This window comes from Streptomyces sp. NPDC053665 (assembly GCF_055585285.1).
In genome coordinates this window covers 383,310-405,100 of record NZ_JBVJKK010000008.1, presented here as the reverse complement: position 1 = coordinate 405,100, position 21,791 = coordinate 383,310, and the positions used below count along the sequence as shown (strand labels likewise).

19 protein-coding genes are annotated in these 21,791 nt (G+C 74.0%); 10 read left to right on the top strand and 9 right to left on the bottom strand.

Features of this window, described 5'->3' with window-relative positions; all coding sequences use genetic code 11:
* Positions 1–14: 14 nt before the first annotated feature.
* The 5 genes from ACZ6ZN_RS29895 to ACZ6ZN_RS29875 all read right to left on the bottom strand — a co-directional run bounded on the left by ACZ6ZN_RS29895 (position 15) and on the right by ACZ6ZN_RS29875 (position 5,817).
* Positions 15–407 (bottom strand): hypothetical protein, encoded by a 393-nt coding sequence (locus tag ACZ6ZN_RS29895; RefSeq protein WP_398110470.1) that lies wholly within the window; start codon positions 405–407, stop codon positions 15–17.
* A gap of 86 nt (positions 408–493) precedes the next feature.
* Positions 494–1,276 carry a hypothetical protein gene (locus ACZ6ZN_RS29890; protein ID WP_398110471.1) on the bottom strand — a complete coding sequence of 261 codons (783 nt, stop codon included), beginning with the start codon at positions 1,274–1,276 and terminating at the stop codon, positions 494–496.
* Positions 1,277–1,628: 352 nt separating this feature from the next.
* A complete protein-coding gene (locus tag ACZ6ZN_RS29885; RefSeq protein WP_469651004.1) occupies positions 1,629–2,270 on the bottom strand; it encodes an ATP-binding cassette domain-containing protein in 642 nt (213 codons plus the stop codon).
* On the bottom strand, positions 2,267–5,341 hold the full coding sequence (locus ACZ6ZN_RS29880; RefSeq protein ID WP_469651001.1) for an ABC transporter permease subunit: 3,075 nt from the start codon (positions 5,339–5,341) through the stop codon (positions 2,267–2,269). Before ACZ6ZN_RS29880 ends, ACZ6ZN_RS29885 begins: the two co-directional genes overlap by 4 nt.
* Positions 5,341–5,817, bottom strand: coding sequence for a hypothetical protein (locus tag ACZ6ZN_RS29875; protein WP_451877485.1), 477 nt, complete (start codon positions 5,815–5,817; stop codon positions 5,341–5,343). The genes ACZ6ZN_RS29880 and ACZ6ZN_RS29875 overlap by 1 nt, the downstream gene beginning before the upstream one ends.
* Before the next feature lie 154 nt (positions 5,818–5,971).
* Here ACZ6ZN_RS29875 and ACZ6ZN_RS29870 point away from each other — a divergent pair, with 154 nt between their 5' ends.
* From ACZ6ZN_RS29870 to ACZ6ZN_RS29855, 4 genes are all read left to right on the top strand, one after another.
* Positions 5,972–6,535 (top strand): MTB12 C-terminal domain-containing protein, encoded by a 564-nt coding sequence (locus tag ACZ6ZN_RS29870; RefSeq protein WP_451877484.1) that lies wholly within the window; start codon positions 5,972–5,974, stop codon positions 6,533–6,535.
* Positions 6,510–7,796 carry an ABC transporter substrate-binding protein gene (locus ACZ6ZN_RS29865; RefSeq protein ID WP_469650997.1) on the top strand — a complete coding sequence of 429 codons (1,287 nt, stop codon included), beginning with the start codon at positions 6,510–6,512 and terminating at the stop codon, positions 7,794–7,796. The genes ACZ6ZN_RS29870 and ACZ6ZN_RS29865 overlap by 26 nt, the downstream gene beginning before the upstream one ends.
* A gap of 39 nt (positions 7,797–7,835) precedes the next feature.
* The gene (locus tag ACZ6ZN_RS29860; protein ID WP_451877483.1) at positions 7,836–8,876 is read left to right on the top strand and encodes a helix-turn-helix transcriptional regulator; all 1,041 of its coding nucleotides are present in this window, start codon (positions 7,836–7,838) and stop codon (positions 8,874–8,876) included.
* A 296-nt stretch (positions 8,877–9,172) separates the two neighbouring features.
* The gene (locus ACZ6ZN_RS29855) at positions 9,173–9,388 is read left to right on the top strand and encodes an I78 family peptidase inhibitor (protein ID WP_398110477.1); all 216 of its coding nucleotides are present in this window, start codon (positions 9,173–9,175) and stop codon (positions 9,386–9,388) included.
* 84 nt (positions 9,389–9,472) lie between these two features.
* Here the strand turns inward: ACZ6ZN_RS29855 and ACZ6ZN_RS29850 are convergent, their stop codons facing one another.
* Positions 9,473–10,468 carry a phosphatase PAP2 family protein gene (locus ACZ6ZN_RS29850; RefSeq protein WP_451877482.1) on the bottom strand — a complete coding sequence of 332 codons (996 nt, stop codon included), beginning with the start codon at positions 10,466–10,468 and terminating at the stop codon, positions 9,473–9,475.
* A 227-nt stretch (positions 10,469–10,695) separates the two neighbouring features.
* Positions 10,696–11,904 (bottom strand): glycosyltransferase family 39 protein, encoded by a 1,209-nt coding sequence (locus ACZ6ZN_RS29845; protein WP_469650992.1) that lies wholly within the window; start codon positions 11,902–11,904, stop codon positions 10,696–10,698.
* Between the two features lie 265 nt (positions 11,905–12,169).
* Here ACZ6ZN_RS29845 and ACZ6ZN_RS29840 point away from each other — a divergent pair, with 265 nt between their 5' ends.
* Together ACZ6ZN_RS29840 and ACZ6ZN_RS29835 are read left to right on the top strand one after the other, a co-directional pair.
* The gene (locus ACZ6ZN_RS29840; RefSeq protein WP_398110480.1) at positions 12,170–13,780 is read left to right on the top strand and encodes an MFS transporter; all 1,611 of its coding nucleotides are present in this window, start codon (positions 12,170–12,172) and stop codon (positions 13,778–13,780) included.
* Positions 13,781–13,930: 150 nt separating this feature from the next.
* Positions 13,931–15,121 carry an acyl-CoA dehydrogenase family protein gene (locus ACZ6ZN_RS29835; protein ID WP_469650988.1) on the top strand — a complete coding sequence of 397 codons (1,191 nt, stop codon included), beginning with the start codon at positions 13,931–13,933 and terminating at the stop codon, positions 15,119–15,121.
* Positions 15,122–15,172: 51 nt separating this feature from the next.
* On the opposite strand, the gene ACZ6ZN_RS29830 is transcribed toward ACZ6ZN_RS29835, so the two are convergent.
* Positions 15,173–15,610, bottom strand: a complete 438-nt coding sequence (locus ACZ6ZN_RS29830; RefSeq protein WP_398110482.1) for a cell division protein SepF — start codon at positions 15,608–15,610, stop codon at positions 15,173–15,175.
* A 289-nt stretch (positions 15,611–15,899) separates the two neighbouring features.
* Between ACZ6ZN_RS29830 and ACZ6ZN_RS29825 the strand changes: the two genes are divergently transcribed.
* The 4 genes from ACZ6ZN_RS29825 to ACZ6ZN_RS29810 all read left to right on the top strand — a co-directional run bounded on the left by ACZ6ZN_RS29825 (position 15,900) and on the right by ACZ6ZN_RS29810 (position 20,577).
* Positions 15,900–17,132 carry a DUF5685 family protein gene (locus ACZ6ZN_RS29825; protein WP_469650985.1) on the top strand — a complete coding sequence of 411 codons (1,233 nt, stop codon included), beginning with the start codon at positions 15,900–15,902 and terminating at the stop codon, positions 17,130–17,132.
* Positions 17,133–17,159: 27 nt separating this feature from the next.
* Complete coding sequence (locus ACZ6ZN_RS29820) at positions 17,160–17,945, top strand: DUF1684 domain-containing protein (RefSeq protein ID WP_469650984.1); 786 nt, start codon at positions 17,160–17,162, stop codon at positions 17,943–17,945.
* Between the two features lie 213 nt (positions 17,946–18,158).
* Complete coding sequence (locus ACZ6ZN_RS29815) at positions 18,159–19,064, top strand: S1 family peptidase (protein WP_469650982.1); 906 nt, start codon at positions 18,159–18,161, stop codon at positions 19,062–19,064.
* Between the two features lie 430 nt (positions 19,065–19,494).
* Positions 19,495–20,577 carry a S1 family peptidase gene (locus ACZ6ZN_RS29810; protein WP_398110486.1) on the top strand — a complete coding sequence of 361 codons (1,083 nt, stop codon included), beginning with the start codon at positions 19,495–19,497 and terminating at the stop codon, positions 20,575–20,577.
* A 73-nt stretch (positions 20,578–20,650) separates the two neighbouring features.
* Here ACZ6ZN_RS29810 and ACZ6ZN_RS29805 read toward each other — a convergent pair whose 3' ends face one another.
* Positions 20,651–21,706: a DUF3533 domain-containing protein gene (locus ACZ6ZN_RS29805; protein WP_469650979.1), complete on the bottom strand. Its 1,056-nt coding sequence runs from the start codon at positions 21,704–21,706 to the stop codon at positions 20,651–20,653.
* Between the last annotated feature and the right edge of the window lie 85 nt (positions 21,707–21,791).

Genomic DNA, 21,791 nt, shown 5'->3' with positions numbered 1-21,791 from the left:
TGCTGTGTGCGCGCTCAGCCGTGCCCGCGCCGCCCCGGCGGGAGCGCGGCCGGTACGTAGTGCATCTGCGTGCCGTGCGGCCCGACGGCCCCGACGCGCTGCCACTGCGGCTGCTGCCCGGCCGCGTGCCGGGCGCTCTGGGCGCCCGCGCTGTACGCGCTGTACGAACTGCTGTAGCCGCTGCCGTACGAGCCGGTCGTACTGTGCGGGATGTTCCCGAAGGCGGTGAAGCCCAGCTTCTCCTCGCCGCTGCGGTCACCGGGCAGCGCGCGGAAGGACTTGACGTACTCGGCGTAGAGCGCGTCGTAGATCGGCGTGGCCGATGGGCCGCCCTGGGCGTCCTGCGCCGATCGCGCGGAGGGGATCGGCGAGAAGGACTGGCGGCGGGGAACGTCGTATGCGTGCACGTATGTCCAAACGACCTCGTGGGTCAAGGGATGCGGCCGTGGTTACGGCTTTCGCGGGGGCCGGGGCCGCGCGGGTGACGCGGCGCTCAGGTGCCGGCCAGCGGCAGCGCCGCGGCGACCAGCTTGCCGTTGGCCGCCGCCTTGTCCAGGGCGTCGCGCAGCAGGTCCTCGCGCGGCTGGCGGCCGATCGAGCCGACGGGCGCGGCGAACATCAGCACCTGCTGGTGCTTGTTGGCGGCCGCGCGCCAGGCGTCGGTGACCTGGAGCGGCTGGTGCGCCTGCCACCAGGCCACGGGCTGGCCTCCGTTGGTCCCGGGCTGGAGCACCGCGTGCAGCTGGCCCACCGCGAGCAGCACGGACCAGCCGTGCAGCACCGGCGGCACCGCCGACAGCTCCGTCAGCGGCATGAAGCCCTGCTCGATGAGCAGCGGCAGGAAGTCGTCCCCGCCGCCGAAGGTGCCGGGCCGGGCGATGGGCGCGGTCGGCTCCACCACCAGGGCCGGGTGCAGCTCGCCGCCGATCAGGACCAGCCCGCTGGTCACCCCGAGCACCGCCTGCTCGGGCACCGTCCTGTCGGGCTCCAGGTCGACGGTGTCGCCGGTGATGGACTTCACCGCACCCTGGAGCTGCTCCTCGGTGACCTGCACGACCTGGGAGGGCAGGCAGCCGGCGTGGGCGAAGGCGAGGACGGCGGTCTCGTCCCCGATGAACAGGACGGTGCTGGTGCGCTCCTGCGCGGAGTCGCCCGGAGTGCGGCAGGACGTGCAGTCGTAACTGCCCGGGGCGGTCTCTCCGGCGAGCAGGCGGTCGGCTTCTTCGTCGCCGATCTCGGCGCGTACCTCGTCGCTGACGTCGAGCATGCGCGGCACGGGTGGCTCCCTCGGGGATGCGGTGCGTGGCGAGGCCGGGTGGCTCCCGGCCCGTGGTCCGGGTGGGCCCCGGCTCATGAAGAAGACAACGGGCGATCTGTGGCGGGAGTAACGCCCCGGGGCGAACGGAATCGAACCAACCAGCGCACGGGGGCCCGTTCGTGGTGAGGCGGACCGGCTGCCGCCAACTCATCCCGCCCCAGGTCCCGTTGGAGGTTGCCGGACGGTCCCGCACGCGTCACCGTGTGGGTCGACAAATCAGGAAATCCGCGAATGAAATGGGTGGCTGAAACTCGCCGTTACCCGAGGTACGTGCGAAGGACCCGCCCAGGCGGGGTGTCCGCTCCGCCCGTCAGCGGGTGAGTTCCCCCGCCTCGCCCGCGAACACCACCGCGCCGCGCCGCAGTTCGTAGACGACGGCGGGCCGTCCGCGCAGGACGGGCGGCAGCCGCTGCTCGGCGACCACGACACACGCGTCCAGCCCGCTCAGCAGCTCGTACGTCCGGGCCGCGACCTCGGGCGACATGCCCTGGACGGGCTCGTCGACCAGCACCACGCGCGCCCGTGCCAGCAGGGCCCGGGACACGGCGAGCATCCGCTGCTCACCGCCGGAGAGGGTCCCGGCCCGCCGCTCCAGCAGCGGACGCAGCTGCGGGTAGGCGTCCAGGGCCGGGCCGAGGCGGGCGGACGTCAGACCGAGGTTCTCCCGCACGGTCAGGGAGCCGAACACGGCCCGCCGCTCCGGCACCAGGCACAGCCCCCGCCGGGCCCGCTGGTGCGCCGGGACGCCGGTGACGTCGACGCCGTCCCAGACGACCGCGCCGCCCGACAGCGCGACGGTGCCGGCCAGGGCGTGCAGGACGGTGGTGCGGCCGGAGCCGTTGCGGCCCAGCAGCACGGTCAGGCCCGGTCCGGGAGCGGTGAGGGTGACGCCGTGCAGGGCCTCCAGCGGGCCGTAGTGCACGCGCGCGTGGCGCAGGGCGATCGTGCTCATGCCCCGGCCCCCGTCCCCGGCGCGTCCAGGACCCGTGCGGGCGGACCCGAGGCGACGATCCGCCCCGCGTTCATCACGTGCACGACGTCGGCGAGGTCCGCGACCAGGTCCAAGTCGTGCTCGACGACCAGCAGGGCCGTCCCGTCGGCGGCCAGGGCCTTCAGGACTGCGGCCAGCGCGGCGACTTCGGCGGTGTCGAGGCCGGCGGCGGGCTCGTCGAGCAGCAGCACGCGCGGGTCTCCGGCCAGGGCCCGGGCCAGTTCGACGCGGCGCAGCGTGCCGGTGGGCAGTCCCGCGGCGGGCCGGGCGCGCACGGGCCCGTCCAGGCCGAACAGGCGCAGGGTCCGCTCCACGGCGCCCGGACCGCCCGCACCGCCCGGCCGGCCCTGTTCGGCGCCGACCCGGACGTTCTCGGCCACGGTGAGCGACGGGAAGACGGCCAGTTCCTGGAAGGTGCGGGCCACCCCGAGGCGGGTGCGGGCCTGGGCGGGCAGCGCGGTGATGTCGCGCCCGTCGAACCGCACGGCGCCCCGCGCGGGCCGCACGGTCCCGGCCAGACAGTGGAACAGGGTGCTCTTCCCGGCCCCGTTCGGCCCCACCACCGCGGTGATCCGCCCGGGGAAGAGATCCAGGCCGACCCCGTCGAGCGCGGTGAACCCGCCGCCGTAGCGGACGTGGAGGCGACGGGCGCTGAGGAGGGGAGGGGCGGGACCACCCGCGGGGCGCACCGCCGGGATGGCCGACGTGAGGGGGCCGGCGGGACCGGAGGGAGGGACCAGTGTGCGCGATGCGGCGGGCATGTCCGACTCGCCGGGGCTGCCGGGGGTGGCCTCCGGGTGGAGGGCGGGAGCGGCGGGTGCGGCTGGGGGCCGTCGGCCGGGGTGGGTCGCTCGGGCGAGGAGGCGGCGGAGGCGGCTGGAGGTGGCGGGGGCAGCCGTTGCGGCGGTACCGGTTGCACTCGTCGGTGGTGCGGCGGGTGCGTCGGGGGTGTTCGAGGGCCGTCGGCCGGGGCGGGTCGCTCGGGCGAGGAGGGTGCGGCGGGCCGTGCCGGTGTCCGGCGGCGGTACGCCCGGTGTGCCGGGGGTGTTCGGGGGACGGCGGGCGGGGTGGGGCGTCCGGGTGGGGGAGCGGAGGTGGCTCGGGGTGCCGGCGCCCGTCGCCGTCGCGCCCAGCGGCATCGGCACCCGCACCCGTCCGGTCCCGTACCCGCCGGGGGCCGCGGCGCGCAGCTTCTCGCGCACCCGGGTGCCCGCCGACGTCAGCGTCGCCGTCGGCCGGGGGCGCATGCTGGCCCGGGCGGTGCGCAGCACCTCCGGGGCCCCGCCCGGGAAGCGGCCCACCAGGATCGCGAGCACACCGATCAGCGCCGCCGCGACACCACCGCGCGCCCCCGCGTCCAAGCCGACCAGGAGGGCCGCCGCGGCGAGCGCGCCGAGCGTGCTGTCGGTGCCCAGGACGACCACCGCGGCGAACCAGAGCAGACCGCGCACCGGGTCGTACGCGGCGGCGTCGAAGGCCCGCAGCCCCATGCCGAGCATCCCGCCGCCCAGTGCGGCCAGCGCGGCGCCCACGACGAAGGCCAGCAGCTTCAGCGACGGCACGCGGACGCCCGTCGCCCGCGCGCCCGCCTCGTGGTCGCGCAGGGCCGCGAGGGCGCGGCCGGTCCGCCCCCGGCGCAGCAGGTGTGTCACCGCCAGCGCCACGGCCAGGAGCAGCAGCTCCAGCGCGTAGTAGGCCCGGTCCCCGTCGAAGCCTGCCGGGCGGCCGAGCGTGAGGCCCGCCGTGGCGTACGGCTGGGTGAAGACGAAGCGGTTCACGCCGACGCCGACGGCGAACGTCGCCAGCGCCAGGGCCAGGCCCCGGCGGCGGATCGCCGGCCCGCCCGTCAGCAGCCCGAGCGGGGCCACCAGCACCACCGCCACCGCGAGGGCCGCCAGTTCCGGCAGCCGGGGCAGGCCCGGGAAGCGGCCCGCCGCCAGCAGCGCCGTGAAGAGGGCGCCCAGGCCCGCGTACGCCGCCTGCCCCAGGGAGATCTGGCCGGCGCGGCCGGTGACCACGACCAGGGACAGCAGGATCACGGCGAGCGCCGGCACCTGGACCGAGGTGTGCAGGTCCCGGCCCGCCAGGCCCAGCGGCAGCAGGAACAGCACCAGCGCCACGACCCAGGCCCCCGGCGACGCGGGCGCCCGGGCCGCGGCCGCAGGCGGCAGCGCGTCCCGGGTCCCGACGCCCGGCAGGACGAGGGCCGCGACCAGCAGCGCGACGACGAACAGGTTCGTGCCGGCCGCCCGCAGCAGCGGCTCGCCCCAGCCGGGCGGGTGCAGCCGCGTCAGCTGGCTCTGCGCGACCCCGATGGCCAGGGCCACCACCACCGCGACGGCCGTGCCGCGCATCCGCGCGGCCACCGCGACCGCCACGACCTCCATCACCAGCAGCGGCAACCCGTACGGGTCCAGCCGCACGTACGGCGCCAGCAGCACGCCCGTCAGGCCCGCCGTGAACGCGCCGAACGCCCAGCCCGCCGCCGCGACCCGGTCCGCGTCGATGCCGCCCAGCACCGCCAGCCGCCGGTCGTCGACCACGGCCCGCAGCTCCCGTCCGAACCGGGTCCGGCGGACCACCACCGCGACCCCGGCGGCCAGCACCAGCACCACCGCCAGCTGCCCCCACGGCTCGTCCGGCACGAGCACCGGCGCGTCGTCCCGCGCCCCCTGCCCCCACAGCAGTGCCGCCCCGCCCACCAGCAGCACGAACACGCCGAGGGACGCCACCAGGGCCCGCGCCGGGTCCGGTCCCAGCACCGACAGGGGCCGGAAGACGAACCGCTCCAGCACCACACCCAGCCCCGGCGCCAGCACCAGCAGCGTCACCACCGCCCCGAGCCACAGCGGCCAGTCCCACTCGACCACGCACTGCCGTAGCGCGTACGCGCACACCATCGCGATCGCCCCGTGCGCGAAGTTCAGCACCCCGGTCGCGCGGTAGGTCACGATCAGGCCGATCCCGGTCAGGGCCGCCGCGGCGCCCACGGACAGACCCGCGAGGGTGAGGTCGTACGTCAGCGAGGACATCAGTCGGTCTCTTCGGCCGGTTCGCAGATCGGGCAGGGCCCCAGCTCGCCGCTCGCCACCGGCTTCGCGTCCACCGGGACCGCCTCCGCCTTCCCGGCGACCAGCGGGCAGTCCGCCCGGTGGTACAGCGTGCCGCCCGGCACCATGAGCAGCCGGCCGCTCACCGCGAGCGGCGCGGAGACGTCCTGGCCCGGCGCCTCCTCGTCGCCGGGGCCGGGCTGGACGAGCAGGCCGTACAGCTCCTCCACGCGCGCGGCGGCGACCGCCTGCCCGCCGCGGGCCAGCAGCACCGCCCCCGCGACGATCAGCGCGGCACCGGGGATCGTGCAGGAGGCGAGGTAGGGGAGCTGCCGTTCGGCGTAGCGCTCGCCGGAGACGCCGTACCAGCCGGCCACGCACAGCACGGCGCCGGCGGCGAGCGCCGCCCAGCCCGCCCACCGGAGGGAAGGCACGGTCCGCAGTCGGCTCGTCCGCATCACCTGGATCACCGGCTCCCACACGTCGTCGCTGGCCGTGCACGGGTCCGGCTGCCTGTGCGCGCCCGCCGATCGCTTGCACTATGCCCTGTGGAAGCCGACCCTGAAAGCACCGGGCGCCCACGGCCCGGACCGACACCCGGTGGTGAGCCAGATGGTTCTCGGCAGCGACCTCAGGAGGGGGAACGCGACGGGACCTCCGCGTACCGCGGGACGCGGCACGGCGGTGGCCGCCGCCGTGGTCCTGGCCCTGGTGCCGGCGCTGGCGGCCTGCAGCGACGACAGCGGCGGCGGCGGCGCGAGCACCCCGCCCACGCCGACCGCCGAGCGGACCACCAGCGCCCCGGCCAGCGCCCCCGCCGACCGCGCCGCGGCCGAGGCGGAGATCAGGCAGAACTGGCAGAAGTTCTTCGACCCCGGTACCTCCACCGAGGACAAGCAGGCCGTCCTGGAGAACGGCGACCGGTTGGGCCCGGTCCTCCGGGCCTTCAGCGGCGACGAGCGCGGCGGGCAGGTCCGGGCGCACGTCGACAAGGTGGAGTTCACCTCGGCGACCGGGGCGGACGTCACGTACACCCTCACCCTGAAGGGCGCCACCGTCCTCCCGGACGCCTCCGGCAGCGCCGTCGAGCAGGACGGCACCTGGAAGGTGTCGGCCAGGACGCTGTGCGCGCTGGTGCAACTGAGCGGCAATGCGTCGCCGGTGCCGGGCTGCTGAGACGCTCGCCGCGGTGCTGCTGCTCGCCCTCAGCGCGGCCTGCGGCAGCCGGCTGCCGGAGAGCGACTTCACGCACGGCAGCCGCAGCCCCGCACCCCGCGAGGCGGCGCCCCTGCGGGTCGGCATCATCACCAGCGCCACCAGCCCGGTCGGCGGCGACGCCTTCACCGGCCCGCGGGACGGCGCACGGGCCTGGTTCGAGCGGCTCAACGCCCGCGGCGGCATCGGGGGCCGGCGGGTCGAGGTGCGCGCCTGCGACGACGGCGGCAGCGGCGTGGGCAACCACGCGTGCGTGCACCGGCTCGTCGACGAGGACCGGGTCGTCGCCCTCGTCGCGACCACCGCCCTCGACTACGCGGGCGCCTCGCGCGTCTCCGCCGCCCGGGTGCCCGACATCGGCGGCCAGCCCATCGGCGGCGCCTACGACACCTACCCCCACCTCTACGGCATCTACGGCAGCCTCGCCCCCCGCGAGGGCACCACCGGCTGGGACGGCAGGCTGTACGGCGGCACCGAGGTCTACCGCTACTTCCGGCGCGAGCACAGCGCCCGCACCGCCGCCGTCGTCTCCTACAACCAGTCCGCCTCGGCCGCCTACGCCCGGCTCGTCGAACGCGGCCTGCGCGCCGAGGGCTACAAGGTCGTGACCGAGCAGGTCGACTTCGCCCTGCCCAACTTCCGTGCCGTCGCGGCCGACCTGAAGGAACAGGGAGCCGACCTGGTCTTCGACGCCCTCGACGGGCACGGCAACGCCCGGCTGTGCCGTGCCCTGGACGAGGAGGGCGTCCGGCTCACCGCGAAGGTGACCAACGTGCAGAACTGGACCTCCACCGTCGCCGACGACTACGAGGACGCCCCACGCTGCCGCAACGCCCTCTGGGCCACCGGCGCCAGCCGCAACTTCGAGGACACGGGCCACCCGGCCGTCCGGGAGTTCCGCGCGGCCACCCGTGCTCTGAAGACCCACTCCCAGTGGCAGCTGGAGGGGTGGGCGGCCGCGCGCTGGTTCACCGACGCCGCCCGGTCCTGCGTGAAGCAGGGCGTCACGCGCGCGTGCGTCGACCGCTTCATGGACCGCAGCCGGGGCTACACCGCCGGCGGACTGCTGCTGCCCGTCGAGTTCGCCCACGACGCCGCACCCCCGAGGACCCGGCACACCTGCCTGTCCGTGGCCCGCTGGCAGGACGGCAGGGGCTGGGTGAGCCAGGGCGAGATGGACCGCACCTGCTTCGACGTCCCTCAACTGGCCTACCGCCCTTGAGGACAGTGGCTGTCCGCGAGGGCTGGCAGACTCGGCCCCATGCTGGAGACCTCGGCCCGACTGCTGCGCTTGCTGTCCCTGCTCCAGGCCCACCGCGAGTGGCCCGGAGCCGAGCTGGCCGGCCGGCTCGGCGTCAGCGCCCGCACCCTGCGCAGGGACGTGGACCGGCTGCGCGAACTGGGCTACCCGGTCAACGCCAGCCCGGGCACCGGCGGCGGCTACCGGCTGGGCGCGGGCGCCGAACTGCCCCCGCTGCTCCTGGACGACGACGAGGCGGTCGCCGTGGCCGTCGGGCTGCGCACGGCCGCCGGGCAGGGCATCGACGGCATCGGCGAGACCTCGGTGCGCGCCCTCGCCAAACTGGAGCAGGTGCTGCCGGACCGGCTGCGCCGCCGCGTGAGCGCCCTCAACTCCTTCACGGTGCCGATGCTGCGCGGCTCGCTGCCCTCCTCGGTCGACGCGGCCGTGCTCACCGAACTGGCCCACCTGTGCCGGGACGCCGAGACGCTGCGCTTCGCCTACGAGGGCCACGACGGCACGCCGTCCCGCCGCCGCGTCGAACCGCACCGCCTGGTGTGCACCGAGCGCCGCTGGTACCTCGTCGCCTGGGACCTCGACCGGGAGGACTGGCGCACCTTCCGCGTCGACCGCATCACGCCGAAACCGCCGCACGGCCCGCGCTTCGTCCCCCGCGACCCGCCCGCAGAGGACCTGGCGGCCTACGTCTCGCAGGGCGTGTCCACGCGCGCCTACGCCACCCACGCCGTCGTACGGCTCCTCGCGCCCCTGGCCGAGGCCCGGGAGCACATCTCGCCCTCCGCCGGGGTGCTGGAGGCCGAGGGCCCGGACACCTGCCTGCTGCGCTGCGGTGCCGGCAGCCTGGACGTGATGGTCATCCACGTCGTCATGCTGGGCTTCGACTTCGAGGTGCTGGAGCCGGCCGGACTGGTCGACGCGATCAGGAGGACGCGCGACCGACTCGACCGCGCTCTGGCCCGGTCCGTGCCGTCACCGCCGCGCACCGGGCGGGGTGCCGGCCGCACCCCGGCGGCTCGGAGCGGATCCGGCCCGGCCTCGTGAAGTCCCCGGCAATTTCGTGGGAGCGCCGCGTCGCCCGGCCGGTCCGGCGGCGGAATGCGGAAAGGCCCGGGGCACTTCACCCATTCGCTTTACGGCGGGCCTTTCCACCGGCGAACGGGGACGCGGGGAATTACGCTCGAATGCCGTCCCGAGGGGCGGCGAACCGCTCGTGCGGGTGACGGGTGGCGCCCCGAACACCTGTCGTGATCTTGTGACAGAAGCGTGACCTGACGCGCACGGTGACGGGGGCCGGGCGCGGACTTCCGCCGCAGCCGGGCAGGACATAGCGTGGCGGCATGGCACCGACTCCGACACCTCCCGCGGAACCCGACGACACCCCGGACACCTACGTCGGCCTGGAGGCCGGCCGGGCCGAGCACCTCGCGCGTGAGCGCGGCTGGCCGACGGTGCGCTCGCTGCCGCCGGGGGCGATCATCACCATGGAGTACCGCGTGGGCCGGCTGAACTTCGAGGTGAAGGGCGGCCGGGTGGCCCGCGCCTGGAAGGGCTGAGACGCGCAGAAGGCCCCGGTCCACCGAGGGACCGGGGCCTTCGCCGTGCCGTGAGGCGGCCGCGCACCGGGAGGTCCGCGACGGTCAGCCGCCCGCCACGGGGCGGGCCGAGGAGGCGGAACCGCGGGGGTGGCGCTCCGGGTGCGGCGGCCGGCGACTGCCGGCCGGGGTGGTCGGGGTGCGCTCCGCGCGGCTGGTGTGCGGTCCCGGCGCCAGGTAGACGGGGGTCCGCGGCGACAGGGCCGTCACGTCGTCCCGCTCGGCCGGCAGCGGTGTGACGACCAGGGGCGGTACGCCGGCCGGAACGGCCGAGGCCCGGCGCCGGCGCGACCGCACCGTGTCGCGCAGCTCGAGGATGCGGGCCTCCGCACGGGCGATGAGCGGCTCGAACCAGGGCAGGGCGAGCAGGATCAGCAGGCCGGCGACCCACCCGAGGAGCACATCGCTCAGCCAGTGCGTACCGAGGTAGACCGTGGCCATCCCGACGCCCAGGGAGGTCACCGCCGACACGGCGGACAGCCAGCGGCGCGCCGCCGGGGTGGAGGCCATGTAGGCCAGGATCCCCCACGTCACCACGGCGTTCGCGGTGTGACCGCTCGGAAATATATCGCCGCCGCGCCACATCTCGTTCGAGCCGATCACGGTCGCGTAGTGGGGCCCCAGACGGCCCATGCCGTACTTGGCGGCGCCGACCGTGACGTTCAGCAGCAGCAGCGAGACGCCCAGGGCGAGCAGCGGACGCAGGGTGTGCTGCCGCCAGGAGCGCCAGCCCAGCCAGGCCGCGACCATCACGGCCGTCGGGCCGCGCTGGCCGAGGACGACGTAGTAGTCGACGAACCAGTGGATCTGCGACCACTGCTGGTAGGGCCGGAAGAACATGACCTGCCAGTCGAGCCGGACCAGCCAGGACGTGATCACCACGGCCCACACGATCGCGCCGTAGAAGGCCAGCGTCGCCGCGAGGAGCACGACGCGGTGCCTGCTCATCTTCGGCACATCGAGGTGGGCGGGTCGTTCCGGCTCACGGTCCAGCCGGGCGAACACCCGGTCCAGACGGGTGAGCTTCGGTTCGGTACGCACCCAATCGACGTTACAGCGAGTGAGCTGAGATCCCGGTCGAATCAACGGCTTTGTGATGACGATGTGATGTGGGATTCCTCTCAACAGGGGGTTTATTTCCAGCGATTCTGTAATCGCCGGGCGCTGCGGCCTTCAATTCCTTTGATCATCCCGGGGGCGGGTTTTATCGCGCTTTTGAATTCGTTCACCCGGGCATGGGCTGGAATTCCCCCGGCGCTCACAGCGGGTCAGGGGGGACCGGAGCCGTTCAGCCAGAACGCCCCGTACACCGCACCGGCCACCGCGAGACCCCCCAGCACCGCAGCTGACCTGCGCGGACGCGCACGCGCCAGGAGGAGCGCGAGGGGCAGCAGCAACGGGAAGGCGGGCATCAGCAGCCGCGGTTTGGAACCGAAGTAGCTCGACGCGCACAGCGCCAGCAGGGTCACCAGGCCGCTGTGGACCAGCAGCGGGAGCGGCTGGCGCTGACGTACACCCACCCCGTACAGCCAGACGACTGACGCGACCCCCAGGACGAGCCCCGCACCGGCCAGGGCCGAGGGGAACGACGTGAACTTGCCGGCGACGAACCCGGCGAAGGCGTACCCGCCGTCGAAGCCGTTGCGCCAGCCGGCCTGGACGTCGAGGTAGCCGAGCGGGCCCGCACCGGTGCGGTGGCCGACCCACAGCATGTATCCGGCGACGCCCAGGGGAGCGAGGAGCATGCCGGCCAGGCGCCGGCCGGGGGAGGAGGCCGGGTCCGGCCCGCCGGGCGCCCCGGCCGCGTCCGCCACCCGCCCGGAAGGGGCCGCGCGCCGCTCCGCGGCGAAGGAGGCGATCGCCGCCGCCCAGACCGCCGCGACCACCGCCACCCCCACCGGCCGGGTCAGCCCCGCCGCCGAGGCCAGCACCCCCGCCGCGACCCAGCGGCCGGTCAGCACCGCGTACAGGGACCACGCGGCCAGGGCCGTGAACAACGACTCGCTGTACGCCATCGACTGCACGATCCCGACCGGCAGGACCGCCCACAGCATGACCGCGCACACCCCGGCCCGGCGTCCGTACACATGGTCCGTCACCGCGAAGATCCCCCAGGCCGCGGCGAGGGAGGCGACCAGGCTGACGACGAACCCGCCGTCCGCGTACGACAGCGGCGACACCGCCGCCACCAGCCGCTCCAGCCACGGCAGCAACGGGAAGAAGGCCAGGTTGGAGTGGACGTCGCCGTTCGGCAGCCGCACCTCGTAGCCGTAACCGAGTTCGGCGACCCGGACGTACCAGAGCGCGTCCCAGCGGGCGGTGAGCAGCGTGTACGCGCTCTTGTCCCGCGCCGCGCTCCACAGCAGCAGCGCGAGCAGGCCCAGGGCGCGGACGGCCGCGTAGCCGAGGAGGGCCGGGGCCGCCCGGCGCAGCGCCCCGGCGCGCGGCGGGGCCGTGCGCGTCTGCAGATCGGTCACGGGCCCGATTATCGGCCCCGGCGGGAACCGGCCGGGCCGGCGGGGCGTTTGGCACGGCGAGCGGCAGTGGCGTACGCCACATCGTTCCGCCGAAGTCGTGAGAGGTCCGCCACTGGGCACCGGCGCGGACTCGCGTACGCTGACGTGTCACTCGCTTTTCGTTTGCGCGGGCCGGAGATCCACCGCTCCTCTCCGGCCGAGTCGCGGGGGCGTCCCCCACCCCGTGAGCCCGCCGATCGCGAGGGAACATCTGGGAGGTACGTACATGTCCGGGACGACCACGGCCGCCGCTGCGCTGCGCCGTCGGGCGGCCGGGGCCGGTGCCAACCGCTGGGTGGTCCTCGTCGTCCTCTGCGTCAGCCTGCTGCTGGTCGCGGTCGACGCCACCGTGCTGCACGTGGCGGTCCCCGCCGTCACCGAGGACCTCAGGCCCGGCGGGATGGAGCTGCTCTGGATCGTCGACGTCTACCCACTGGTCTGCGCCTCGCTGCTGATCCTCTTCGGCACGCTGGGTGACCGCGTCGGCCGCAGACGGGTCCTGCTGCTCGGGTACGCCCTGTTCGGCGTGGCCTCCGGTCTCGCGGCCCTGGCCGACAGCGCCCAGGTCCTGATCGTGGCGCGGGCACTGCTCGGCGTCGGCGGCGCGATGATCATGCCCGCGACCCTGTCGATCCTGCGGCAGGTCTTCCCCGACCGGCGCGAGCGCGCGCTGGCCATCGGCATCTGGAGCGCGGTGGCCGCGGTGGGCGCCGCGGTCGGGCCGCTGCTCGGCGGCTTCCTGCTGGAGCACTTCTGGTGGGGCTCGGTCTTCCTGGTCAACATCCCCCTGATGCTGGTCAGCCTCCCGGTGGGACGGCTGCTGCTGCCCGAGTCGAAGGGCGACGGCACGGGCCCCTGGGACGTGGTCGGGGCGCTGATGGCGGCGGCCGGCCTGTTCGGTGTCGTCCTGGGTGTGAAGCGTCTGGGCAGCGGCGAGTCCGTGGGAAGCCTGCTCACCGTGCTGCCGCTGGTGGCCGGTGCGGCCCTGCTGACCGCGTTCGTACGGCGCCAGCGGCGGCGGACGCATCCGCTGGTCGACCTGAGGATGTTCGCGCGCCCGGCGTTCAGCACGTCCGTCGGGTGCATCGTGCTGGCCATGCTCGCCCTGGTGGGCCTGGAGCTGATCGCCGCGCAGTACCTCCAACTGGTGCTCGGGCTGTCGCCGCTGGAGACCGGGCTGCGGCTGCTGCCGCTGACGTTCGCCGCCATGGCGGCCGGACTGGCCGGGGCGCGGATGCTGCGGCGGTTCGGGCCGCGGCGGATGGTGTGCACGGGCTTCTGCCTGACCGCGTTCGCGGTGGTCCTGCTGACCGGGCTGGGGCGGACCGACGAGTGCGCGCTGATGCTGGGCGGTTTCGTGCTGCTGGGCTTCGGGCTGGAGACCACGCTGTTCGGCGCCTACGAGTCCATGCTGAGCGAGGCCCCGCCGGAGCAGGCCGGCGGGGCGGCGGCGATCGGAGAGACGTCGTACCAGCTGGGCGCGGGCATCGGCATCGCGCTGCTCGGCACGGTGATGAACGCGGCGTACGCGCCGGGCCTGTCGCGGGTGCCCGGGGTGCCGGAGGACGCGTCCTCCGCTGCCGGGCACTCGCTCGGGGAGGCCTACGAGGTCGCCGCCCAGCTGGGCGGTTCCGCCGGGACCGCCCTGCGGCACGCGGCCCGGGACGCGTTCGTGCACGGGCTGCACGTCACGCTGCTGGTGAGCGCGGGGCTGCTGCTCCTGGGCGCGGCGATGGCACTGCGGCTGCCGCGGGCGATGCAGTGCGAGGCGGCGCCGGCGGGCCCGGTCGAGGTCCCGGCCCAGCGGGACGCGACGGAGTCCCGCGTCTCGGTCTGACCGCTCCTTCGGCCATCCGGCCGCCCGAGGGCAGGGTCCGAAGGGGTTCCCGGCCCGTACTGCCGGCGGCGTGGGGTGGTGCGCGGGGCGGGGGAGGCCGTAGCGTCTCGGTTAGCAGTGCTAGTTAAAGAGCTTCGGAGGGTGTCGATCATGTCCGGTTCGTCCAAGCTGCCTCCCTTCGACCCCGCCGACCCCCTCGGCGTGGACGACCTGCTGGAGCCGGAGGACCTCGGCATCCGGGACACCGTCCGGGCCTGGGCCGCGGACCGGGTCCTGCCGAACGTCGCCGAGTGGTACGAGAGGGGCGAGCTGCCCGAGATCCGGGAACTGGCCCGTGAACTGGGCGGTATCGGGGCCCTCGGCATGTCCCTGGAGGGCTACGGGTGCGCCGGCGCGAGCGCCGTGCAGTACGGGCTCGCCTGCCTGGAGCTGGAGGCCGCCGACTCCGGCATCCGCTCGCTCGTCTCCGTGCAGGGCTCCCTCGCCATGTACGCCATCCACCGCTTCGGCAGCGAGGAGCAGAAGCAGCACTGGCTGCCCCGGATGGCCGCCGGCGAGGTCATCGGCTGCTTCGGGCTCACCGAGCCCGACCACGGCTCCGACCCCGCGTCCATGCGCACCTACGCCAAGCGCGACGGCACGGACTGGATCCTCAACGGCCGCAAGATGTGGATCACCAACGGCTCGGTCGCCGGGGTGGCCGTCGTGTGGGCGCAGACCGAGGACGGCATCCGCGGGTTCGCGGTGCCCACCGACAGCGACGGCTTCTCCGCGCCGGAGATCAGGCACAAGTGGTCCCTGCGCGCCTCCGTCACCAGCGAGCTGGTCATGGACGACGTACGGCTGCCCGCCGACGCCGTCCTGCCCGGGGTCACCGGGCTGCGCGGACCGCTCGGCTGCCTGTCCCACGCCCGGTACGGAATCGTCTGGGGGGCCATGGGCGCGGCCCGCAGCTGTTTCGAGGCCGCGGTCGACTACGCGAAGTCACGGGAGCAGTTCGGCAGGCCCATCGGTGGCTTCCAGCTCACCCAGGCCAAACTCGCCGACATGGCCGTCGAACTGCACAAGGGGATCCTGCTCGCCCATCATCTGGGGCGGCGGATGGACGCCGGCCGCCTGCGTCCCGAGCAGGTCAGCTTCGGCAAGCTCAACAACGTGCGGGAGGCCATCGAGATCTGCCGGACGGCGCGCACGATCCTCGGGGCCAACGGCATCTCGCTCGAATACCCCGTCATGCGGCACGCGACCAACCTCGAATCGGTGCTCACCTACGAGGGCACCGTCGAGATGCACCAGCTCGTGCTGGGCAAGGCGCTCACCGGACTCGACGCCTTCCGGTAGGCGGATCCGGTCGCACCCCGCGCGGGGGCGGGGCCGGTGAGCGGCCCTGCCTCAGCTCTGATTGAAGAATCCGTCCGCGCGGTGCGCGGCCGGGTCGCCGTTGACGATCTCGGTGTGGGCGGGGGTCAGCAGGAACACCCGGGTCGACACCCGCTCGATCGAACCGCGCAGGCCGAAGATCAGCCCGGCGGCGAAGTCGACCACGCGCTTGGCGTCGGAGGCCTCCATGGCCGTCAGGTTCATGATGACCGGCACGCCCTCGCGGAACAGCTCACCGATGGCACGGGCGTCCCGGAAGCTGTCCGGGGTGACCGTGCCGATGCGCCGGCCCTTCTCCTCGGCGACGTCCGAGGCCACCTTGACGCGCGGATCCGTGACCCAGGCCTCCCCGGGCTCGGTCCCGTCGGAGTAGTCGTCGTCGTAGTAACGCTCGTCTTCGTTGTCGTCGACGAGGCCAAGCCAGGCACTTGCCTTGCGTACCGATCCCATGGACGCCTCCTCTCACAGCGGTCTTTCTCTTTCCGCATCCCTATGGTCGTCCATGATGCGGATGGCGCGCCAAGTGGATAGACGCCGCGCGGGGGGTTTGTGACGGTACTGGTGCACAGCGAATCCGTCGAGAGTCCGTGTGTCCCAAGGGTCGTTTCCCAAACGGCTGCTGACTGTGAGTGAAATATGATTCTTCTCGGCGTACGGGTGACGGCCGGGGCGTACGGGTGAATGCGGGTGCCGATACGATGCCGCAGCTCATCGTCGCAACGAACCTCGGGGGAACGTCGTGTTCGGAATCGTCAGGCCTTGCAGACACCGGCTGGGGGAGAAGCTCGCCGGGCAGTGGATGGCGCATTTGTGCGGACTCTGCCTCGCACTGCGCGGTGACCACGGACAGTTCGCCCGCATCGTGACGAACTATGACGGGCTTCTCGTATCGGTGTTGACGGAGGCTCAGGCCGAGCCGGGCGGGAGCGCGCGGCGCACGGCCGGCCCCTGCGCGCTGCGCGGTATGCGCACCGCCTCCGTCGCGCACGGCGAGGGGGCGCGCCTGGCGGCGGCTGTCTCGCTGGTGCTCGCCTCGGCGAAGGTGCGGGACCACATCGGCGACGGGGACGGGCTGCTGGCCCGCCGGCCGGTGGCGCGGGCCGCGCGCCGGGTCGCCGCGAGCTGGGACGCGGCCGGTGCCCGCACCGGCACCGCCGTGGGCTTCGACACCGCGGTCCTGCTCGACGCGGTGGACCGGCAGGGCGGGATCGAGGCGCTGGCCGGCCCCGGGACCTCCCTGCTGACGGTCACCGAGCCGACCGAGACCGCCACGGCGGCGGCCTTCGCGCACACGGCCGTCCTCGCCGGGCGGCCGGAGAACGCGGCGCCGCTGGCGGAGGCCGGGCGGCTGTTCGGGCGCCTCGCCCATCTGCTGGACGCCGTGGAGGACCTGCACACGGACGCCGCGGCGGGCGCCTGGAACCCGATCGCCGCGACGGGTACGCCGCCGGCGGAGGTGCGGCGGCTCGCCGACGACGCGGTGCACGGGGTGCGGCTGGCCCTGGAGGACGCCGAGTTCACCGACGGCCGGCTCGTGCACCTGCTCCTGGTGCACGAACTGCGGCGCTCGGTGGACCGGGCGTTCGGCACGGTGCCGGTGTGCGCCTCGCACCAGGGCGGCGGACCGTACGGGCAGCAGCCGCCGCAGGGGCCGTACGGGCAGCCGGGGCCCCACGGGCAGGGCCCCTACGGCGGTGCGCCGCAGCACCCGTACGCCGGCGGGGGCGGGAACCCCTACGGCGGGGGCGGGTTCGGCGGCGGTGGCTTCGGCGGGTTCGGCGCTCCGGTGCCCCAGCCGCCCCGCCGGCGCGGGTTCTGGGCGGGCTGCGGAATGTTCTGGCTGCTGTGCTGCACCTGCAAGATGTGCTGCGCCAAGGAGTACGAGGGGCCGTGGTCCCGCAAGAAGCGCGAGGGCGTCTGCCGGGACTGCGACTGCGACGGGTGCGACTGCTGCTGCCCCTGCGACGGCTGACCCGCCGCGTGTGGCAGGGTCGCCCGTATGACGAGCGACGCGATCCAGGACTGGCAGCGGTGGCACGAGCGGCGCGTGGAGACGGTCGCGGCGCCCCACGGGCCGCTCGCGCTCATCGGCACGCACTGGATCGAGGACTATCCGGACGGTCGACTTCCGGACATCCCCGGGCGGTGGCGGGCCGACGGTGACGCGGTGGTGCTGATCGCCGCCGAAACGGACGGACTCACGGTGGACGGACAGCCGTTCACCGGAGAGGTGCGGCTCACGGCCGACCCGGGACCGGTCGCCCGCGCGAGGGTGGCGTACGGGCGGCGCCGGCTGGTCGTCCTGGTGCGCGAGGGGGTGTGGGGCGTGCGGGACTACGACCCCGACTCTCCCGCGCGCCGGGCTTTCGGCGGTCTGCGCGTGACCCCGTACGACCCGCGCTGGGCGGTGCCGGGGCGCTTCACGCCCTACGACGCCGGCGGCCGGACCGTTCGGGTGCCGAACGCCGACGGCCGGGAGCGGGGTCTCGGACTCGGCGGGGAGCTGGCCTTCGAGCTGGACGGCCGGGAGCTGACCCTCCAGGTGACCGTCCGGCAGGACGGGTCGCTGTGGGCCGTGTTCGCCGACGCCACCAGCGGGAACGGAAGCTACCGCTTCCGGTTCCTCGAGCCCGGCGCCCCGGACGCCGAGGGGCATACGACGGTCGACTTCAACCGGGCGCTCCTGCCGCCGTGCGCCTTCGCCGACCACTTCGTCTGCCCCTTCCCGCCGCCGGGGAACAGCCTGGACGTCCCTGTTGCCGCCGGAGAGCGCCTACTTGCGTGACGGGTGGGCCCCCGGGGGCGGAATGCAAAGATCGTTCAAAAGTTGACGGCCGAAAGGCACCCTTGCGCCGACCGGCCGTTCGGCCGAATACTCCCCCTCAGCGCTTGTCAGGGGCACGGCGTGTTCGGAATCCGGACGGCCCGCCCCCGGCTGCGCCTCACGGGCCCGAAACCCCACGAGGGCCCCCGACTTCCTTTTGTGGAGGAACGACAAGTGAGGATCAAGCGCACCACCCCCAGCAGCGGCATCTCGAGACGGACCCGGCTGATCGCCGTCTCCACCGGCCTCGTCGCCGCCGCCGCGATCGCGATCCCCAGCGCGAACGCGTCCGACACCCCCACCGCCTTCAGCACCGCGGAGCTCAAGAGCGCCAGCGGTTCCATACTGAAGGCCGACATCCCGGGCACCGCCTGGGCGGTCGACAGCAAGACCAACCGGGTGCTCGTCACCGTGGACAGCACGGTCACCCAGGCCGAGATCGCGAAGATCAAGCAGCAGGCCGGCGGCAACGCCGACGCGCTCACGATCAAGCGCACGCCCGGCACCTTCAGCAAGCTGATCCAGGGCGGCGACGCCATCTACGCGAGCAGCTGGCGCTGCTCCCTCGGCTTCAACGTGCAGAACAGCAGCGGCCAGCAGTTCTTCCTGACCGCCGGCCACTGCACCGACGGCGCCGGCACCTGGTACTCCAACTCGGGCCGCACCACGGTGATCGGCTCGACCACCGGCTCCAGCTTCCCGGGCAACGACTACGGCATCGTCCGCTACTCGGGCTCCGTCAGCCGGCCCGGTACCGCCAACGGCGTGGACATCACGCGTGCGGCCACCCCGGCCGTGGGCACCACCGTCATCCGTGACGGCTCCACCACCGGTACGCACAGCGGCCGGGTCACCGCCCTGAACGCCACCGTCAACTACGGCGGCGGCGACGTCGTCTCCGGCCTGATCCAGACCACCGTCTGCGCCGAGCCGGGCGACTCCGGCGGCCCGCTCTACGGCAGCAACGGCACCGCCTACGGTCTGACCTCCGGCGGCAGCGGCAACTGCTCCTCCGGCGGCACCACGTTCTTCCAGCCCGTCACGGAGGCCCTGAGCGCCTACGGCGTCAGCGTCTACTAGGCCCTGCCGGGCAGCAGTCCGAGCGTTCCCCGCCCCCGCACGCATCGCGTGCGGGGGCTTTTCCTGTGCCGTGCGGCGCCTCGTTCGGTGGGGACTGTGTGGAGATGGTGCGATGGTTCATCAATGTACTTTTTGGGGTGCCCGGTTGGCGGGGCAGGGAGGGCGACTTTCGGCCATGGCTGGACCGCACAGCGTGTGCGCCCATTACTCGCGCGTAATGTTTGCTCCGCGAAAGGGAGTTGGTTGGGTCCGTTTTGACCGTGCGCGGTCACTATGAGGGGGCGTGCGCACCGCCGTCCGTGCGCGTCTCGAACTCGACCTTGTGTGCTCCGTGTTGATCTCGGAATAGTGGGCGCTCGTCAACGAAGCCTTCCGGCCTGCCGAGGTCCCCACAACCTCCTCGGGCCGACCCCCCACAGGAGGACCGAAGTTGAAGCATCGACGCATACCCAGGCGGCGTGCAGCCGTGGCAGGCGCGGGCATCGCCGCGCTGGTGGCCGCGGGAGTGACGTTCCAGACCGCGAACGCCAGTGAGAGCCCCCAGCCGTCCGCCCCCCGGACCCTGTCGGTCACGGCGGCCGGAAAGCTCGCCTCGACGCTGGCGCAGGACCTGGGCGGCGACGCGGCGGGGACGTACTACGACGCGAAGGCCAAGAGCCTCGTGGTGAACGTGCTCGACGAGGCCGCCGCACACACCGTCGAGGAGGCGGGCGCCCGGGCGAGAGTCGTGGAGAACTCGCTCGCCGAGCTGAAGAGCGCCCGCGGCACGCTGAAGCAGGACGCGGCGATCCCCGGCACCTCCTGGGTGACCGACCCGACGACGAACACGGTCGTCGTGACCGCCGACCGCACGGTCTCCAAGGCCGAGTGGGCGAAGCTCACCGAGGTCGTCGACGGGCTCGGCGCCAAGGCCGAACTGAAGCGCACGAAGGGGGAGTACAAGCCCTTCGTCGCCGGCGGCGACGCGATCACCGGCGGCAGCGGCCGCTGCTCGCTCGGCTTCAACGTGGTCAAGGGCGGCGAGCCGTTCTTCCTGACCGCCGGTCACTGCACCGAGGGCATCTCCACCTGGTCCGACTCCAGCGGCCAGGAGATCGGCACCAACGCCGACTCCAGCTTCCCGGACAACGACTACGGGCTGGTCAAGTACACCGCCGAGGTGGACCACCCGAGCGAGGTGAACCTGTACAACGGGTCCACCCAGAAGATCTCGGGTGCCGCGGACGCCACCGTCGGCATGCAGGTCACGCGCAGCGGGTCGACGACCCAGGTGCACGACGGCAAGGTCACGGGTCTGGACGCCACCGTGAACTACGGCAACGGCGACATCGTGAACGGCCTCATCCAGACCGACGTGTGCGCCGAGCCGGGCGACAGCGGCGGCTCGCTGTTCTCCGGTGACAAGGCCGTCGGCCTCACGTCCGGCGGCAGCGGTGACTGCACCTCGGGCGGGGAGACGTTCTTCCAGCCGGTGACCGAGGCGCTGTCCGCGACCGGGACGCAGATCGGCTGACGCGCGAGCGCACCCTGCGCGAACGGCTCCGCCCCTCCTGGGGGCGGGGCCGTTCGCCGTCCTGTGCCCTGTCCTAGACCGGCTCTCCCGCTGCCGGCTCTCCCGCCCTCGTCGCGGGAGGGCCGTTCCTGCGGTGCCGCAGGGCGGCCGCCGCCAGGGTGATGGCGGTCCCCGCCACCGCCCACGCCGCCAGGACCAGCATCGGGCCGGTCAGGGCGTTGCTGGAGAAGTAGGCGATGGAGCGGGCCGACCAGGTGCCGGCCCCCGGGGGCAGCGCCGGCCCGATGGCCTTCCAGAAGGGCGGCAGGAGCGGCGGGGGCAGGGCGCCGCCCGCGCTCGGGTTGCCGAGGATCACCACCAGCAGGATGACCAGGCCGATGCCGACCGTGCCGAACAGGCCCTGCAGGGCCAGGGTGGCCGCTCCCACGGCGAAGATGACCAGGGTGCCCAGCCCCCACAGGGCGGCCGTGCCGCCGGGCAGGGCGTCCAGGGCCGGGCCGGCGATGAGGGCTCCGCCGAGTCCGCCGGCGATGGCGACCAGGGCCATCACGGCCAGCCGGATGGCGGCGCGAGAGACGTTCGAGGGCTTCGCCCCGGCGCTGATGGCCAGGGCCGCCGCACCCAGGTAGCCGCCCACGCACCAGCCGATCACCAGGTAGAAGGACGACAGCCCGTTGGGGTCGTGCGGCGCGGACGGGACCACGTCGACGGTGCGGATCGTGCGCCGCTCGGACTTCTCCAGCGTGGTGACGAGGCTCGTCAGGGTGGTGGAGAGGATCCTGCCGCCGCCGGAGGCGACCAGGAGGGTGTCGGTCGTGCCGCGCGGGTCGACGACCAGGGCGGCGTCGATGTCGCGGTTCTCGATCTGCGCCCGGGCCGTCGCCGCGTCGGGCAGGACGCGGGGGTCCAGGGGAGTGCCGGGGAGCCGTTCCAGGCGGGTCCCCGCCTGCTCGGCCGCGGCCCGGGGCGCCACCACGCCGAAGGGCACGTCCTTGGGCCGGGGGTCGTGGAGGGCTCCCACGTACGAGGCGATGAACAGCAGCTGGAGCGCGACCACGCCCACGACGAGCAGGGTCGCCCGGGGGGTGACGGCGTCTCTCACCTCGGTGCGGAACGAGCGGTGCGGCATGCCTCCACGGTCAGGGGACACCCGGTGTTTCCGCAGGTGGGGCGGGGCCGAACGGATGTCGCACACTTATTCGAAAATTGGTTTA